The sequence below is a fragment of the Pantoea sp. BR_17 genome, from assembly GCF_041955125.1.
Taxonomy (GTDB): domain Bacteria; phylum Pseudomonadota; class Gammaproteobacteria; order Enterobacterales; family Enterobacteriaceae; genus Pantoea; species Pantoea stewartii.
Window position 1 is genome coordinate 167,452 of the sequence record NZ_JAVAXT010000010.1, and the last position, 16,117, is coordinate 183,568.

Annotated in this window: 12 protein-coding genes; 11 read left to right on the plus strand and 1 reads right to left on the minus strand. The window is 50.9% G+C overall.

The window, feature by feature from the left end; all coding sequences use genetic code 11:
* Window positions 1-767 precede the first annotated feature (767 nt).
* The 11 genes from RAC60_RS16175 to RAC60_RS16225 all read left to right on the plus strand — a co-directional run bounded on the left by RAC60_RS16175 (window position 768) and on the right by RAC60_RS16225 (window position 12,966).
* Window positions 768-1,766 (plus strand): glycosyltransferase, encoded by a 999-nt coding sequence (locus RAC60_RS16175; RefSeq protein WP_133745494.1) that lies wholly within the window; start codon window positions 768-770, stop codon window positions 1,764-1,766.
* Window positions 1,763-3,067: an oligosaccharide flippase family protein gene (locus RAC60_RS16180; RefSeq protein ID WP_039338998.1), complete on the plus strand. Its 1,305-nt coding sequence runs from the start codon at window positions 1,763-1,765 to the stop codon at window positions 3,065-3,067. Before RAC60_RS16175 ends, RAC60_RS16180 begins: the two co-directional genes overlap by 4 nt.
* Before the next feature lie 371 nt (window positions 3,068-3,438).
* Entirely contained in the window at window positions 3,439-4,434 is a 996-nt protein-coding gene (locus RAC60_RS16185) for a glycosyltransferase (RefSeq protein ID WP_110268053.1), read from the plus strand.
* A gap of 1,325 nt (window positions 4,435-5,759) precedes the next feature.
* Window positions 5,760-6,677: a ParA family protein gene (locus tag RAC60_RS16190; protein ID WP_205951017.1), complete on the plus strand. Its 918-nt coding sequence runs from the start codon at window positions 5,760-5,762 to the stop codon at window positions 6,675-6,677.
* A complete protein-coding gene (gene dnaB-PI, locus RAC60_RS16195; RefSeq protein ID WP_205951018.1) occupies window positions 6,667-8,031 on the plus strand; it encodes an SPI-7-type island replicative DNA helicase in 1,365 nt (454 codons plus the stop codon). Before RAC60_RS16190 ends, dnaB-PI begins: the two co-directional genes overlap by 11 nt.
* Window positions 8,028-9,740, plus strand: a complete 1,713-nt coding sequence (locus RAC60_RS16200) for a ParB family protein (RefSeq protein ID WP_375094017.1) — start codon at window positions 8,028-8,030, stop codon at window positions 9,738-9,740. Before dnaB-PI ends, RAC60_RS16200 begins: the two co-directional genes overlap by 4 nt.
* Window positions 9,733-9,990 (plus strand): TraR/DksA C4-type zinc finger protein, encoded by a 258-nt coding sequence (locus tag RAC60_RS16205; RefSeq protein WP_205951020.1) that lies wholly within the window; start codon window positions 9,733-9,735, stop codon window positions 9,988-9,990. Before RAC60_RS16200 ends, RAC60_RS16205 begins: the two co-directional genes overlap by 8 nt.
* On the plus strand, window positions 9,980-10,723 hold the full coding sequence (locus tag RAC60_RS16210) for a DUF2786 domain-containing protein (protein WP_205951021.1): 744 nt from the start codon (window positions 9,980-9,982) through the stop codon (window positions 10,721-10,723). The genes RAC60_RS16205 and RAC60_RS16210 overlap by 11 nt, the downstream gene beginning before the upstream one ends.
* A gap of 84 nt (window positions 10,724-10,807) precedes the next feature.
* On the plus strand, window positions 10,808-11,404 hold the full coding sequence (locus tag RAC60_RS16215) for a DUF2857 domain-containing protein (protein WP_205951022.1): 597 nt from the start codon (window positions 10,808-10,810) through the stop codon (window positions 11,402-11,404).
* Window positions 11,404-11,634 (plus strand): hypothetical protein, encoded by a 231-nt coding sequence (locus RAC60_RS16220; protein ID WP_164482831.1) that lies wholly within the window; start codon window positions 11,404-11,406, stop codon window positions 11,632-11,634. The genes RAC60_RS16215 and RAC60_RS16220 overlap by 1 nt, the downstream gene beginning before the upstream one ends.
* A 78-nt stretch (window positions 11,635-11,712) precedes the next feature.
* Window positions 11,713-12,966 carry an STY4528 family pathogenicity island replication protein gene (locus RAC60_RS16225; protein ID WP_205951023.1) on the plus strand — a complete coding sequence of 418 codons (1,254 nt, stop codon included), beginning with the start codon at window positions 11,713-11,715 and terminating at the stop codon, window positions 12,964-12,966.
* 796 nt (window positions 12,967-13,762) lie between these two features.
* Here the strand turns inward: RAC60_RS16225 and RAC60_RS16230 are convergent.
* Window positions 13,763-15,700: a methyl-accepting chemotaxis protein gene (locus RAC60_RS16230; protein ID WP_375094018.1), complete on the minus strand. Its 1,938-nt coding sequence runs from the start codon at window positions 15,698-15,700 to the stop codon at window positions 13,763-13,765.
* Between the last annotated feature and the right edge of the window lie 417 nt (window positions 15,701-16,117).

Here is a 16,117-nt window from a genome sequence, read left to right on the forward strand (position 1 = left end):
CGGGGATGCGTGCGGCTGCCCATGATAACCGTGGGCAGACGGAGCCGCCGGAAAGCAATGACGATAAGGTTACCAGTCTGATCGCACGGCTTCCTCGGTCGCCGTTGAACGAAGAGGCAATGCCGGAAGCATATTTAGCGATTCTCTCCGCGACCCGGGCGGAATCAATCTCACCGCAGAAAGCCAGTCCATGCAGCCCCGGGGTGTGCCAGTCCACGCATATTTTCAGGCGCTGAGATTTTTTATATGCCCCAAAAAGTTAAACGTTAATTAAACACTTCTGTTTCTTCTGGCATGTTTATTTATTTTTACTGGACACGCGTTGTTTTTTATTAATGTGTTATCTGAAATATGTCGATTTTTATAAGGAAGTTCTTATTAATTTTTTCCGGGAAAAGTGACTTCCATTTTTCACTTTACTGGCTATTGTCTGAATGTTCTCTTTACGCTTTACATTGCTAAGGTGGCTTATTGCGGAAACGGTCCGCGCCTGAGTAGAGTATCACAGGCAGGTTCTTTGTATTTCTGCAGAGTTCAGTAACGCCATTTTAAATTACAGAATACTCTTAGTTTTGATGTCATCCTCATGTTTATGCTGTCTTTTATTTCCTGGTTTCATGCTATACATATTTTGATACAAAAATTGGCGATGTGCATACAGATGACTGATTTAGAGTAGCGAAAAATTTTTACGAATAAAAATAGCTGGAACTAACCGACACTTTTCCTGCGCTACACTTTAATAAATATGTCACACCAGAGGTTATATGTTTAATGAGCAACACGCCCCTTTAGTGTCATTTATCGTGCCTGTTTATAACGGCGCGATGTTTATTGAACGTTGCGTCGAGAGTATTCTTCAGCAACCTCATGCTGAGCATTGCCAGCTTATTTTAGTCAATGATGGTTCAAGTGATAATTCACTTGAGCTAATGAGAAAATACCAGAATTATCCTGGCGTAGAGATTATAGATAAGCCCAATGGCGGCGTTTCATCGGCACGTAACTGCGGTCTGGATGCTGCGCGTGGCACATTCCTCTCTTTCATCGATGCCGACGACTTTCTGCCTTCAGGTGTGCTGGATACCTGGCTGGGGCTGATGAATGAAGACGTCATTCTGGCCGTAGGCGAATCCCGCACCTTTTCTCATGACGGCGAGCCGCTGTCCGGGGAGCCTGAAGAGACCGCACTGCGCAGTCTGCGCGCTGATAAGGCGATCGGTGAACTGCTCTACCACACGCCGAAACACGGTATCTGTGACAAGTTTTTCCGCCGGACGATCGTGCAACAGCAGCAGTTACGCTTTCGGGAAGATATCTTCAACTTTGAAGATCTGCTGTTTGTGATCAGCTACCTGTCCGGTGCCCCGCAGGGACAGGTCGTGTTCAGCCCTCGGGTCGTCTACCACTATGTTGAGTCACACGATTCGGCAACGCGCTCGGCGCTCAAAGAAAAACACTTCACTTACGTCCGGGCTTTTACAGGGATTAAACGCGTCTTGCTACGGCCGCAGGAACGCTATTACTACTTCTTATTTCTGAAGGTTACGGCCTCGCACATCTATAAAGCCCTGTATAGTGGGACGTTCAGCGCGGCATTCGTCAGGCAGTATATTGAACTTTACCGGCAAAACTATCGTGCCTATATTGCCGCGGGCATGCTCCCAGATGCCTGGAGCCTTTATTTTACGCTTTTCTACCTGTCTCCACGCCTGGTGTCCGGGCTGCGTCATGCCGTACAGACTCTGTTGAGGGCGCGTTCGTGAAACAAAAGCTGCAAAACTCGTTATGGATGATCATTGAGAAGCTGGTTGCGGTATTTGGCCTGATGTTTGTAACGTCCTTCGTCGCTAAGTACGTCGGGCCTGTCACGTTTGGTGTGATCGCCATTTCCATGCTGATATTTCAGTTTATCCAGTCTGTGGCGATGATGGGCTGCGACGTCATCCTGCTCAAGCGCATTGCCCAGAATCACCGTTCTGGCATCCGCCTTATGGTGCCGGCTGTCATTTTGGTGTTTAGCCTTTACTGTGTGCTCTCTACCATTGGCATTGTGGTGATGCGGGAAGAGATGAACTCGCAAGCGTTTGTCTTTATCTGCGCGGCGGCACTGGCTTGTCTGTTCTCAGCTATCGATCTGGTTAACATCTACAATGAAGCGGTGTTAAATGCGAAGCTGAACGTGATGGCTAACCTTACCGGTCTCCTGATCAGTCTGGCTATCCGTTATGGGATTTCCTGGTTCCAGCTCAAACCGGAATTGCTGGCCATTCCCATTGTGCTGGCTACCTTCATTCCTTTTCTGATCAAACTCTGTGTGTTTAGCTGGCACCAACGACGTACGCATGAGAAGCCGCCGCTTCCCCGACTCACTCATATCCGACGTTACAGCGGGTATATTTTGCAGGCCGGACGATCCCTGGTGCTGTCGGTGATTGCGATTACGATTTATACCCGGCTTAACCAGCTCAGCGTTTCATGGTTCTTAGGGTTAAAAGAGGCGGGCATCTTTTCTGTCGCGATGACGCTGTCGGTGGCCTGGGTCTTTTTACCCAACGCTTTACTTGCCTCGTTTTATCCCGCGTTGTTTGCCGAACGTGATCCTGATGTGGCGATTGTCCGCGCGCAGAAGTTACAGCTAATGGTCATTGCCGTGTCGGGGGCCGTTATCGGCGGTATCGCCCTGATCGGCCCCTGGTTTATCCGGCATTTCTACGGCGCAGCTTACACCGAAGCGATTGCCCCGATGGTGTTATTAAGCATCGGCGCCATGTTTGGTGTACTAAGCAGCGTCATGGATCGCTTCATTATTAAATACAATGGCTATCGCTACCTGATCAAAAAAACGTTCTGTGTGCTGGCGGTATGTCTGATCACGACGGTGACACTGGTGCCAGCCTTCGGCATTACTGGCGGTGCCATAAGTGTGGTGATTACTGAGTTTATGGCCTTTACGCTGTTAAACTATTTCTTCCGTGGGCAGCCGATGATGAAAATTCACAAAATATTCATTCAACCCGGAAAACTGTGGTTTCTTATTAATCGCTCGCTCTTTTCTGGGCGGTGATGCAGATATTTCTTAAAGATATGCGTTGTAAGACGTTTAAATAAAACGTCTTGAACGGCATCTTTAATATAACGCGTTTTTTATCTGCGCGTGAGTAACGTTAATATCCTGCCATGTGGCGGGAGGATGTACCCTGCCTGTTCGTTTTTTTAATTATCGCTTAATAAAAATGAAAGCGTATCTTCATGATCCGAATAATGCCCGTTTACGGTCAGTTTAATTTCGCGCTTTTATAATCTTAGAGTGGGTTAATAAATAATTAGATGCTTATTTTCTTTTCGGTTATCAGGAAAAGGAAAGGCTTTTATTTTCATTATCTTTTTCGCCTTTTTAAGGGCGGCAGGCATTAGGGCTGGTTACGAGGTTTTGAAATGAATGATAAATATTTATTCAGTATAATAATACCTGTTTATAATGCTGAAAAGACGATTATGCGTACCCTGCAAAGTCTTCTCCTTCAGACATGCAAAGATTATGAAGTTATCCTGGTGAATGATGGCAGCAAAGATAACTGCGCCTCTGTTCTTGATGAATTTAAACACTATAAAAATTTTAATGTTATCTCGCAGAGTAATGCCGGCGTCAGCGCAGCGCGAAATGCAGGCCTGGAAGTGGCTACGGGAGAATACGTTATTTTTGTTGATGCTGATGACTGGGTTGATGATGACTTTCTGGCTATGTTTCATCAGCACCTTTCTCAGAGCGTTTCACAACCTGTTGATTTACTGGTGGGGAACCTCAGGTGCTCGCGCGTGGGTAGCCTTTCCACCTACGGCCATTTCGGCCATCAGTCTATTCCTGCTGTGCTGGATGAGCTTGAGTTAAGTGATAACATTGGCTATCTCCATAACAAGTGCTACAGAAGAAAGTTGCTTGAGGATCACCAGCTCCGCTTCACTAAAGGGATATCGATGAGTGAAGACCTGCTGTTTAATCTCAACTGTCTTTACTATGTCGATAACCTGTTTATTTTTGACAGTGCATCTTATCACTATGATGATGTGGAAAACTCGCTGTCGAAAAGACGCGTCCCGTATGAAGAATTGCTGGATCGTAAGCGTTACCTGACTGATCTGTATGAAAGGTTATTTGTTAAATATAAAAACGAGGATTTGTCGCTTTTCTCTACCGGTGTCACCAAACGTAAGCTCACCCTCGATATGCAAATCGTTACCGCCATGTATTACACCACGCTTAACATTAATGAAATCCGGAAAAGTATCAAACGCATCAAAGAGAAACGCTATCCGGCAAACGTACTGGCATTATTAAACAGAAGCGAGAAAGTGAAGTACCACGTCATGAATGTGAATGCCAGAGTGGCTTATCTGGTGTTGTATATGCTGTTCAGATTACGGTTTTTTTAACTTCCGGCTTTGTCATTCAGTGTCGGGCCCTCGACGGAAATGGCGCATATTTTGGCGAGGTGAATTTCCGTAGGGGGCTCTGTTATCGCGTCAGTATTTTGCTATTCCACGTTGGGTCAAATGTCGCAATTCTGAAAAGGGGCCGCGTTTTCACTGTCGCGCCGGTCCCCGATGCGTGGCAGGCATTGCATTCATTTCCGCAGCCTGATCGTGAACGTCATAACGAAGATGACCGCGTGCAAACGTAAGGCGAGGCTGGAGATGGCGTTATGCATTGACCTTCAGGCCCGGAATAGCCGACGCAACCTGCTGAGTCGCTGTCGTAAAAGCGCTTCCTTTAATGTGCACTATTCCCGACGCGTCACAGCACTGGCAGGCCCGGGTGTAACTTCTCAGCACGTCTGAGTGGAAGTTATGGCCACGCGCCCGAATCGTGCTGACGACCTCAGAAAATATCTGCTGTCCATAACGCTTATCCGTCTCGTCGGCCGCTCCGTTTCTGCCACGTATCAGATAACGCCAGCATACTGAAGATCACACCCAGGTGTCTTTGCATGTTCGCCATGAAAAAACGCATTTAGTTCAGCTCTGGATTGCCAGAGGCATCCGAAATGCTCGACGTAGAGACGCGCCTTCAACGTGCTGAGCAGCACGATGTCAGCCCGACATGCTACTCTGAGTGTAAGTAACATGGGAATGTCTTTTTCATTCTTACCGATGCCCGTGCGTCACGAAGCGGTGAGCAGGGGGGAAGTCAACGACATGCGGGTCAGATGACTGGTGGCTTTCTGGTTGCGGCAGTGACAGCGTTTGTTGTCGCACAATTGAAAGCCATCGCTTACGCCAATCGGTTATCACCCAGCCTGGCCGCCGCTTCTTGCGTCGCCAGGCGTCTTTGCGGGGAACAGCAGCAGGCCGATGTTGATGCTGGTCGAAGCGTTCATGGCGAATCCTGAACAGTGAAAAATGTATCATCGCTTTTTCTTGTTAAAAGGCAACGCCTCTGAATCCAATACAGGAAAGGGCACATGACTACAGAGGAGGAGATGGCGAATGCAACCGCTATCACAGGCAGGCTGTCATGCAGAAAGGGCGACTGGTCATGATGAACGTAGAAAATTCACTTTCTTGCGGTGCTAAGGCGCATTATGAGTGCTAAAACGCAAAAACCCCCGCCGAAGCGAGGGTTTCAAATTTGTGGTGCCCGAACCCGGAATCGAACCAGGGACACGGGGATTTTCAATCCCCGTGTTTCAATGTTAAATTTCGCAGCCATAAGTTATCAATATGTTAAATCGAACCTGTTTAACAACAGGTAAGATTATATGCATTCAAAATCAATAATTTGTTCAAACCCATCAAGGGTTAAAGTTATCCCTGTCGTCTCGACAAAGGGCGGTGAAGGTAAATCCACTCAAACAGCCAATCTTGGTGGATTTCTGGCCGATGCCGGTCTTAAGGTTCTCATCATTGATGGCGATCACGCCCAGCCAACGGCCAGCAGTATATTTCCTCTGACTTATGAAGCCCCTTGCGGATTGTATGAGCTGCTTATGCAGAATGCAGACCTGTCAGTTGCTGATAACATAATCTCCCGCACCGCCATCGATAACCTTCATCTCATTGCATCGAACGATCCCCGTAATCTTCTCCCGACCCACATGCTTAATGTGCCAGATGGCCGTGTACGTCTGCGCAATGCGCTCTCAGCTCCTTTGTTTAAAAGCTATGACGTGATCCTGATTGATTCTCAGGGAGCTAAATCAGTGATGCTGGAGCTGATTATACTGGCTTCGACGGGCGAAATGATCGGCATGGTGAAGCCTGTTCTGCCAGATGTAAGGGAGTTTTTACGCGGCACGGTCGCGCTGATGGAGGACCTGCGCTCCTACTCCGCATTCGGGATCACACTTCCGTCTGTACGCATGCTCGTTAACTGCATGAAATATACCAGTCTTGCAAAAACAACCTTTGATCAGACCGAAGCCATCATTAACAGCAGAGAGTACAGCGCTCATGCTGATGAAATAGCCATATCCATGCTGCAGACGCGCATTTACGATCTCACCGTCTATGAGCAAGGCCATGCCAGCGGACTCCCCGTTCACCGTCTTGAGAGCAAAACGTCCCGCGTCAGCGATTCAGCATTTGATTCTATGCACAAACTTGCCTGCGAACTGTTTCCCGAGTTTAAAGATCGCTTTGACGCCTTTGCTGTTAGCGGAGGTGCTCATGTCTCATAACGGCCGGAATATTCCCGGGCTGTACTCAAGGGATGCCGAACAGGGTGTCATTGGCGGCCTGATGCTGGACAATGACTGCTGGGATGAAGTTGTACTGCGCATCAGCGCCGATGATTTCTTCAGTAAGGTTCATCGTGAAATCTTCAGGTCAATGTCGCACCTCGTGGCGGCCGGCCGGCCTATTGATCTGCTTACGCTGTCCGAGAGCATTGAAAGCCGCGGCAAAGACTCGCTTGAACAGCTGGGCGGTTTTGCCTATCTGGCCGAGCTTGCCAAAAACACCCCGAGCGTGGCCAACATAACGCACTACTGCGACATCGTGGCCCGTTACAGTCGCGGTCGCCAGTTGGCAACCATCGGTAGTGAGATACATGAATCTGCCACCGCGCCGGGCGCGGATATCGCCGCCGCGATGGAAACGGCTGAGCAGAAAATCATGCAGCTGGCAGAGCGGGCTGAACCCCAGCAGGGCGTGACCATCATAGACGGACTGGAAAAACTGGCGGCCGAGCTGGAACGACGCTGCCAGACTCCCGATGGCATCACCGGCACGCCGACGGGGTTTGACGAGCTGGACGCTTTCACAAGCGGTATTCAGCCAGGTGACCTTGTTCTTGTAGCCGCACGCCCCTCCATGGGAAAGACTGCGTTCCTCATCAATATCATCATGAATTCTCTGATGAAAAATACTGAATTCAACGGCCAGTTTTACAGCCTGGAGCAGCCTAAAGAGCAAATTCTGATGCGCATGGTCTCGTCGCTTGGCAATGTTGACCTGACCCGTATGAAAAGCGGAATGATGGACGAAGAGGACTGGGCCCGCGTATCGAATGTCTTTAAGTTACTCACAGAAGATATTAAAGAGCGTCTGCTCATTGATGACACCAGTGAGCTGACGCCGGCCATGCTTCGCGTTCGTGCGCGACGTAATGCCCGCCGCTACGGTAACCCTGGCATCATTGGTCTCGACTACCTTCAACTCATGCGCTGTCCGGACCAGGAAAACCGCACCCAGGAAATCGCAGAGATATCCCGTTCGCTGAAGGCGCTGGCCAAAGAGATGGGCTGCCCGGTTGTGGCACTTTCCCAGCTGAACCGTGCACTTGAAAGCCGGGCCGATAAGCGTCCCAACTGCGGCGACCTGCGTGACTCAGGTGCCCTTGAACAGGATGCAGACGTCATCATCTTTGTTTACCGTGATGAGGTCTACAACGCAAACTCCCCGGACAAAGGCCTGGCTGAACTCATCATCGGCAAGCAGCGCCAGGGCCCAACCGGCACTCTGCGCCTGCGCTTCGAGGGCCGATATACTCGCTTTGAAAATCTCCAGGTCGATGCCAGGAGGTCTGCATGAGTAACGTGCGCAACCTAAACCTGGGCACTGCGATGCTAAAGCGGGGTAAATCGCCTGTACAGCAGAGTGACAGTGCAGCCTCGCCTCACGTACCGGTTAGCGAGATGGCCATGGTGCTGACACTTGACCAGCTCCGGCCCAATCCGGACAACCCCCGTAATGCAAGAAACCCCCGTTACGAAGATATAAAGGCTTCTATACGCGCTCGTGGTCTGGACTCTGTACCTAAAGTTACATTAGATCCGGACGGTGATGGAGTCTATATATTCAGCGATGGTGGGAATACCCGCTATCAAATACTGTGTGAGCTCTGGGAGGAGACGGGTGAAGATCGCTTTTATCGTGTTCACACCATATTCAAACCATGGCCAGGTCGCCTGAAATGCCTCATTGGTCATTTGGCTGAAAATGAGGTCAGGGGTGATCTCATCTTCATCGATAAAGCTTTTGGTGTTCATAAGGCTCGGGTTATCTATGAAGAACAGTTAGGACGTAGTGTTACCTTAAGGGAACTGTCGGAACTTTTGGGTAAAGAAGGTTATCCAATTGATAATTCAAGTGTCAGTAGAATGGAAGACACGCTGAATTATATTTACCCATATATGCCCCGAATGCTGGAAAGCGGCATGAGTCGGGGTCAGGTTATGCCTCTGCTCAGCCTGCGTTCATCCGCACTTAAAGTCTGGAAAGTTTTCAGTGGCGACGTCAACCCCAGCGTCAATCTTGATGAAGTTTTTGGCGAAACCTGCCGCGTATTTGATGAGCCTGACAGTTATTCCCTCGAAGTTTTCAGGGATGAGTTTATCGGGCAACTGGTGAAGGCTCTGCCACACCCCAGCCTCAACTATGACCGCTGGCTGATTGAGCTCGATCCCAAAGAGCAGAAACGCCGCGAGCAGTTTGGGGAGCCGCCGACCATGCCGCCGCTGACGCTCACTCGCCTGTCAGAAGGTTCTGGCGGGAAGGCTCTCCCTGTCACCGTTCTGCCGGATGACCCGACCGCCGTCAGGCCCGTCACCGGCCTGCGCTCAGGCACCCTCACGGGTTCAACCCGCCCCGAACCGGCTCCTGAGTCAGTTGGCCTTACAGTGCTGCCTGACAGTACCGGCATCAGCGCCGACAGCCTGCCCAGAAGTGAAATCCAGAATGCTCTGTTTGGTGGCCGTCCTGTTATTACCGGTGATGCCGTTAGCACAAACAGTGAGCACGCCGCCGATCTGGTTTCTTCAGGCAGCCATTCCCTTGTTTCTGCGTTCAGCGAGCATGACGACACGGCACCGGTATCCACCGGGTCAGTGAGCTTTGCCGAAACCGGCCTTGAGCCCGTAAGCGACATCTGGCTAATCCCGGCTATGCAGGATGATGTTGAGCATCTTCAGGATATGGCCTACCGGCTGGCCTACGAAATTGCCGAGGGAATGGGCTGTGTAAGCGACGTCAGTGAGGACAAAAGCCCTGAGTCTGCCGGTTTTGCCATATCCGGCGGCAGTCGCGAGTTCAGCCTGTTCCTTGCGGGCCTGTCCGGCCGACTGCCCAATCATCAGTGCAACATGTTCATGTTCTGTCTGAATTTTTTTGGTTCACAGGAACCGGCTGACACGCCGGTATTTGACGACGTCATGGTGGTAAAAATGATGCGCCTTATCCGCATCATTCGCCGCCTGCGTGAGCTGCAGCGCCTTGCCACAAAAGGGGGAGAAAATGTCTGATGATTTGAACGACGAAATGGCACAGGCCAGTACGGCTTTATTCATTCAGCGCGGCATTGACGCCGCCCGATCGCAGCTCCGTACTGATGAGCCGTCAAACGAGTTCTGTGAGTGCTGCGGTGCTGACATTCCAGATGGCCGCCAGCGTGCGATGCCGGGTGTGAAACTCTGCGCCGGCTGTCAGGACGTGAAGGAGAAAAAGGCCCTACACATGGCTGGCAGTTACCGGGGGGCTCATCATGGCAGATAAGTCAAAACTCACCCGGCGCATCCGTCGCCTGATGGCGCTGGGGACGCAGAACAGCAACGACCATGAAGCCGCCCGGGCGGTTGCGCTGGCCCAGCGCCTCATGCGCCGTCACGGCCTGACTGACGACCAGCTGGCGATGAGTGAAATCAGGGAGTCGGTCTGTGAGCAGCTGACCAGCAACGCCGAGAAAGTGCCTGCCTGGATGAATTCACTGGCCACGGTGGTGTGCATGGCCACGCAGTGCCGGTGCTGGTTTGGCTGGTACGGCTATGTGAATCCGGGCGGACTGCGCATGATACGCCGGTCACTTCATTTTTACGGCTTCGGCGAGCGCCCCGAGCTGGCCCTCTACATCTATACCGTCCTGCAGCGCAAGCTGCGGGCGGCAACCGACAGCCATATGTCTACTTACCGCAAGCGCCGCATTCTCAGGAGCACGCTGCGCGGCCGCGCCGACCAGTTCCGTGAAGGCTGGGTCTCCGGCGTCTGGCAGGTTCTGCAGTCTTTCACTACGCCTGACAGTGAGAATCAGGTGCTGCAGCGCTGGCTGGCGCAGCGGCATTCGGGACAGGCTTTCTCCGCGCTCGTCACGCGCGAGGCGAAAAGCTGTCGCGGCGACATGTCGGCACGCACGGCGGGATGGTTCGCAGGCCGTCAGGCCGAACTCAGTCACGGCCTGGCAGGGGCGCAGGCTAATAAGCAGCTTACGGCGGGAGGCACGCACAATGATTAACACACTCTTATTGGGTGCCTGCCTGTCGGGCTGGCTCTTTGATGCAATCCAGCTGACCAGTCAGGTCACTACGGGAGGTGGTCTGTGAACCAGCAAAACCTTCCCGGCGCGACAGCCAGCATTCTGAGCTCGCTACTGATGGACCTCAAGAGCGGAAATATCCGCCGCTGCGAATCGCTGGGCCTGTCGGTTGAGGAAATTCGGGCGCTCAGCGGCCTCAGCCTCGACGAGCTGCACTATATCGGTCAGTCGAAGGTGTCCGTCCTGGACGTCAAATTCAACCACGAGAACTTCTGGCTGATACTCAACCAGGCCCGCAACGAGCAGGCCCGTATGCTGATGATTGACCGCGCCCTTGAGCTGGGTGGCTCTATGGAGCTGATGGACGAATACTTTGGCATGTCACCCTCCGACGTGAGCAGCCGTCGCCGGCTGATGGGCATCGAGAGCCGTCAGGGCCGGACGCAGTCTCTGACAGAGGAGCAGGATGCGCACCTGTGGAACGAGTGGAAAAACGCCGGTCTGGAGTCGCCGGACTCGCACAAGGCGCTGGAGGCGATGATGCTGGCCGCAGAGCTTCACGGCCTGTCGCTGACCGCCGTGTGGACGAAGGTCTGCCAGTGGTGCCGTGAGGCATCACAGCGGGTTGCCACTTTACCTTTGCTGCGTAAGGAGACCTGATGAGATTAAGTGACTTCACCCGGCGTCAGCAGGTCTCCCCGTCGGTGCGACGCCGGGCTCAGCAACTGTTCCTTGCGGTCTGCAGCGGTAAAAAGGTGTTCCGGCGGCTCGCCCTCAATGGCTACCTCAAAATTGATGTCGGCCCCTACTGGCGGATGCTCAGCAAGGACGGGGGCCGACAGTGGTGGCTGATGGACCATGAGACGTATAACCGTGAAATACGTCGGTAACGGACGACCAGCGATGACCAGACAGTGCCGGGTTTATCCCGGCACTGTGCTGTCTCAGGCATAAGAGGGGAGCAAAAAATGAACATACCCGCCGACAGCATAGTGGCACACACGCTGTCACGTATGGAGAAAAGCCTTGAGCGCAGGGCTGTTAACGGTGAAGCCGGTCAGGAACGGAGCGGCCTGCTGTTTATGGGCAACGTCCACGACGCGTTTCCCCGCCGTTTATTTCTCGACACGCGTCTGTCGCCGCTCGATAAAACCGCCTGGGTGATGATACGCCTTTATGCACAGCAGAATGAGGGGGCGGTGTTTCCGACTTATGACGAGCTGCAGGCGCAGCTGGCCTCGGCACATTCCGACAGGGCCTCGCGGGAAACGGTGAGCCGCACGCTGCTGATGCTGCGGCTCACGGGCTGGATAAGCCTGTGCAAAAAGGTGCGCGACGAGGGCGGCCGGGTTCGCGGCAACATCTATGCCCAGCATGATGAGCCGCTGGGCTACCGTGATGCGGAGACCTTCGACCCGGACTGGCTGACGCTGGTTGAGCAGAGCTGCCAGAGTAAGAACAAGTCCGTGCGCATGACGGCGCTGGCCGTTGTTAACGACATACTCCAGGACAGCGGTATGCGCCACCGCCACAGCCGTCTGGCGTTGATTGAAAGTCGCCTGAATGCTCCGTCAAAGCCGATGGCCATGATGCGTAAAAGCGGCACGGCACGGCCGGGTTCGAAAAACGAACTCAGTCAGAAAACTGCTGAAAAATCTCCTGAAACACTGAGTTCGGAATCCGAACTCAGTCATGCGCAGGGTCGAAAATCACTGAGTACGGAATCCGAACTAAGTAATAAATCAGTCACTTACAACAGAGTTCGAAATTCGAACCGTAACGTACGTTCTTTCACACAGAGTGTGATTAAAGAAACGTACGTTGCTGACCGGCCGGTTCTGCCTGAGAGTTTTCTGGCCATGCTGAGCAACGAAGACCGCCAGATGGTGAGTCAGCAGTTCGGTGTGCTGCCGGTGCCGGTGGCTGAAGGCCTGAGCAGCCTGCTGCAGGCGCAACTGCGCAAAGGCCGCCTGGCAAACCCGGCGGGCTGGATGTTTACCATGCTGAAACGCGCCAGACAGGGCGAGTTCCGGCTGTCTGAAGTTCCTGCGATGCCTTCTGCGCTGCGGACTGCAAAGCCCGTCAGTAGCTCCGCAGAAAGGTCTGCATCGTTCTCTGAGTCAAAAAACAGTGCTCCCCTCCTGCCAGAAAATCGCGCGTCTGCTGAGCAGGTCAGCGCGGCTATTGCTACCATCAGGCAGCAGTTCGTAAAAAAACCGTAATTAACTGGTTGAAAAGTAAACTTGCTGCGGGGCGCAGCAAGCTCAAAAAATAAGCAGCAGATTAAAGCTCAGTCTCAGCTTGCCAGTTGAGACTGCATACCCGTGATTATCGTTATGCAGGTGGAGAATGCCATTGAAGAAAACATTACGGTGCTGATGGGAGTGCTCAGTGAAACGGTGATACAGCAGGCCATAAATTAAACCACAGGCAATTAAATACTGATAATCCGAATCGTCTGCTCTTCGCTTACCAATTATCCTCCATCGAACGTCCGCTTTGTGCCAAAAGCGGACGTTGCTTGCATCATGGAATGTTAGTTTACCGGGAGCAGGTCAGCGCCTCTATGCAGCTAACCCCGCATCTAATGATTTTCTGCATATCGCCATTTTCAAATTTGAAGTCTGATTTATGAAACTGCGTAGTAAGAGATTTGACTGAATGGCCGGATGGCGCGAGTGCAGAACAGCGCCCCAGGGGGAAGGTGTAACGCGCCGTCCGGCACGAGAGGAATTATGAAGGCCATCTGCAATAGAAACAACTTTAAAGAGGAACGCGTTGCAGGTTGCATAACGGATGTTATGAGCGTAGCTCATATGGGCAATTGGGGGGTAATGCCAAATATTTCAACAGGCGTTTAATTAGTCCACCGGGCCTTTAAGTGCAAAAGTATAACTTTATCATGGTTTTAAATGAGATAAGCCATCCCTGAAGATGGCTTATCAAATGCAAATACAGACGCAGTTTTGTAAAAATGTTGCCGCATTAAATGGCACACAACCAAAGTATTTGAACCAATTATACAGCGTTTGTGCGGAATACGCTGACAGCATCCCTCAGGCTTGCGGCCCGGCTTGCAAGTTCATCAGCAGATGATGCAGACTCTTCAACCAGTACGGCATTCTGCTGCGTAACCTGATCCATCTGTGTCACCGCAATATTTATCTGAGATATGCCCGCACTTTGTTCTTCAGAAGAAGATGAAATCTCTCTGACTAATTGAGATGTTTGCTCAATAGCTTCCACGCTTTGCTTAACTTTTTCACCGGCATCCCGGGCCATCGAAATTCCCTGTTCGGCATGCTCAACTGACTGCTCAATCAGTCCTTTGATCTCCTTCGCCGATCCAGCCGATCGCTGTGCCAGTGCCCTGACTTCAGATGCAACAACAGCAAAGCCCTTGCCGTGCTCACCTGCCCGGGCAGCTTCAACGGCTGCATTTAAAGCAAGAATATTCGTCTGAAACGCTATCCCGTCAATAACGGAGATGATTTCTTTAATCTGCCCCGCACTGTTGCTTATTTTTTCCATTGAATCCAGTACTGACTCCATCGCCTCACCGCCTCTTAAGGCCGCACTGGTAGCGGAGTTGGCCATTTCAGCAGCATGGCGCGTGTTATCTGCATTATTGCCGATAATTGACGATAACTGCTCCATACTGGCCGCAGTCTCAGCCAGAGAGGCTGCCTGTTGTTCAGTTCGCGCAGAAAGATCACCATTTCCGCGAGCAATTTCTTCAGATGAGGTAGCAATAGTGACAGCGTTGCTTTTGATGTTTTCAACCGTAAGTGTAAGTCGCTGACTCATTTGCAGTAATGCCTTGAGCAGCCCGGCAGTTTCATTACGTCCTGTCACCGTAAATGTTGACGTAAGGTCACCACCTGCGACTTCAAGCGCCAGCTTTGATGCTGCACTGACAGGTCTGGTAACGGAGCGAATAATAACCAGAGCAAAAATTACTGCCAGCAGGACGATAAAAACAAGAACGGTCAGTAGTGCATATTGTGCATACCGGTGTTCCTTAATCTGCCCATTCAGCATTTCATTCAGTTCATTACCCCCGCCAATGGCGTAGTCGCTGAATTTGTTTATAGCTTTCGTAAAGTGCGCTGCATAGTCCTTAGGATTTTCATTAGCCATGCTATGACTGATAAAAATCGCCTCAGCGGTTTTGAGAGCACTGGTTGCCACCTGAACGGCTGAGTCTGCATCTGCACTGAACTTTTGCTTAAGTGTGTTATCAGATAAAAACAGTTTTTCAGAATCCTGAACAAACAAATTCAGGTTATACGAACCATTACTGATTAAGGACTCCATACGGACAGAGTCTGCTTCACTTATGCTTTCATTTCGGGCAAGAAGGGAAGTGCCGAATGCACGTATTTTCCCAAGGCTTTCGGTCAATTCAGGCAATGATGAAAAATTACTCGTAATTAAACGGTACGTGTTGATATCTGAATCGAGAGAAAGGCCGTAAAAATCCAGCACATCACGGTTCGCGTTCAAAAGGTTGCGGATGAGGAGGGCATGCGCATCAAGACTGGCTGTCAGAGTCAGTTGTGAAGAATCGATTCTCTGCTGTAACTGGCTCCACTGTGTGCGCACATCATTAATTTTGCTGATTATGGCAGCGCTGCCTTCTGTCTTGGCCATATCTTTAGTAATAATGTCAGTGATGTTTTCAATTTCATCCCTGACCTGAACGCGGGACGGTGTTGCTGGATTTTTAGTTGCAATGGCAAGGGCGGTTTCTGCACGATGGCGCTGTATCAAATTGAGTAGGGCTAAAATCCTATTTTCTACGGGTACACCTGTTACCTCCCTTTGCTTGTCCTGAATGTATTTATTACCTTCGGAAACAAAAAGCATGGTAGGAACTGAGAACAGGACAAGGGAAAACAGGCCCAGAATGGCAAATTTAGCGGTAAGACTTATATTGTTAAGAATCTTATTCATTTATAATTCCTGGTGAATTAATTCGTTATAGTGACAATTACAAAAGATACATTTGCAAAGCACCTTAACTTTTTTATCGGTTATTCCTTCATTAACTTTATACCGCATTGTTGATTTACTGCTTTACGGAATAAACTTTAAGTAACGTTAAACAAAGCACTTAAGCTAAATAATCATTTTTTCTCGGGATGAAGTTCTGTTCGCAGCGGCATTAGCCATTGCTGGATTTTCATCTGAGAATTTTTACTGAGATTTGAATGAGTCGGCTGAACTAAATGCGGTTCGCGCACATGTATTATTAATATGTCGCCGAAGGACGTTGTCTCGGGGGTGTAAGGTGAAGCAAAACTATCTGACCTGGCAGGCGCTTTGATCGCTGCGAGTGACCTGCTCCCCGTTGATTAACACACCGCGATG

What these genes read in the sequence shown, in the direction of transcription:
- RAC60_RS16185 (WP_110268053.1), top strand. Translation starts at nt 3,439, where the DNA reads ATGAATGATAAATATTTATTCAGTATAATAATACCTGTTTATAATGCT.
- RAC60_RS16210 (WP_205951021.1), top strand. Translation starts at nt 9,980, where the DNA reads ATGGCAGATAAGTCAAAACTCACCCGGCGCATCCGTCGCCTGATGGCG.
- dnaB-PI (WP_205951018.1), top strand. Translation starts at nt 6,667, where the DNA reads ATGTCTCATAACGGCCGGAATATTCCCGGGCTGTACTCAAGGGATGCC.
- RAC60_RS16200 (WP_375094017.1), top strand. Translation starts at nt 8,028, where the DNA reads ATGAGTAACGTGCGCAACCTAAACCTGGGCACTGCGATGCTAAAGCGG.
- RAC60_RS16220 (WP_164482831.1), top strand. Translation starts at nt 11,404, where the DNA reads ATGAGATTAAGTGACTTCACCCGGCGTCAGCAGGTCTCCCCGTCGGTG.
- RAC60_RS16225 (WP_205951023.1), top strand. Translation starts at nt 11,713, where the DNA reads ATGAACATACCCGCCGACAGCATAGTGGCACACACGCTGTCACGTATG.
- RAC60_RS16230 (WP_375094018.1), bottom strand. Translation starts at nt 15,700, where the DNA reads ATGAATAAGATTCTTAACAATATAAGTCTTACCGCTAAATTTGCCATT.
- RAC60_RS16205 (WP_205951020.1), top strand. Translation starts at nt 9,733, where the DNA reads ATGTCTGATGATTTGAACGACGAAATGGCACAGGCCAGTACGGCTTTA.
- RAC60_RS16175 (WP_133745494.1), top strand. Translation starts at nt 768, where the DNA reads ATGTTTAATGAGCAACACGCCCCTTTAGTGTCATTTATCGTGCCTGTT.
- RAC60_RS16190 (WP_205951017.1), top strand. Translation starts at nt 5,760, where the DNA reads ATGCATTCAAAATCAATAATTTGTTCAAACCCATCAAGGGTTAAAGTT.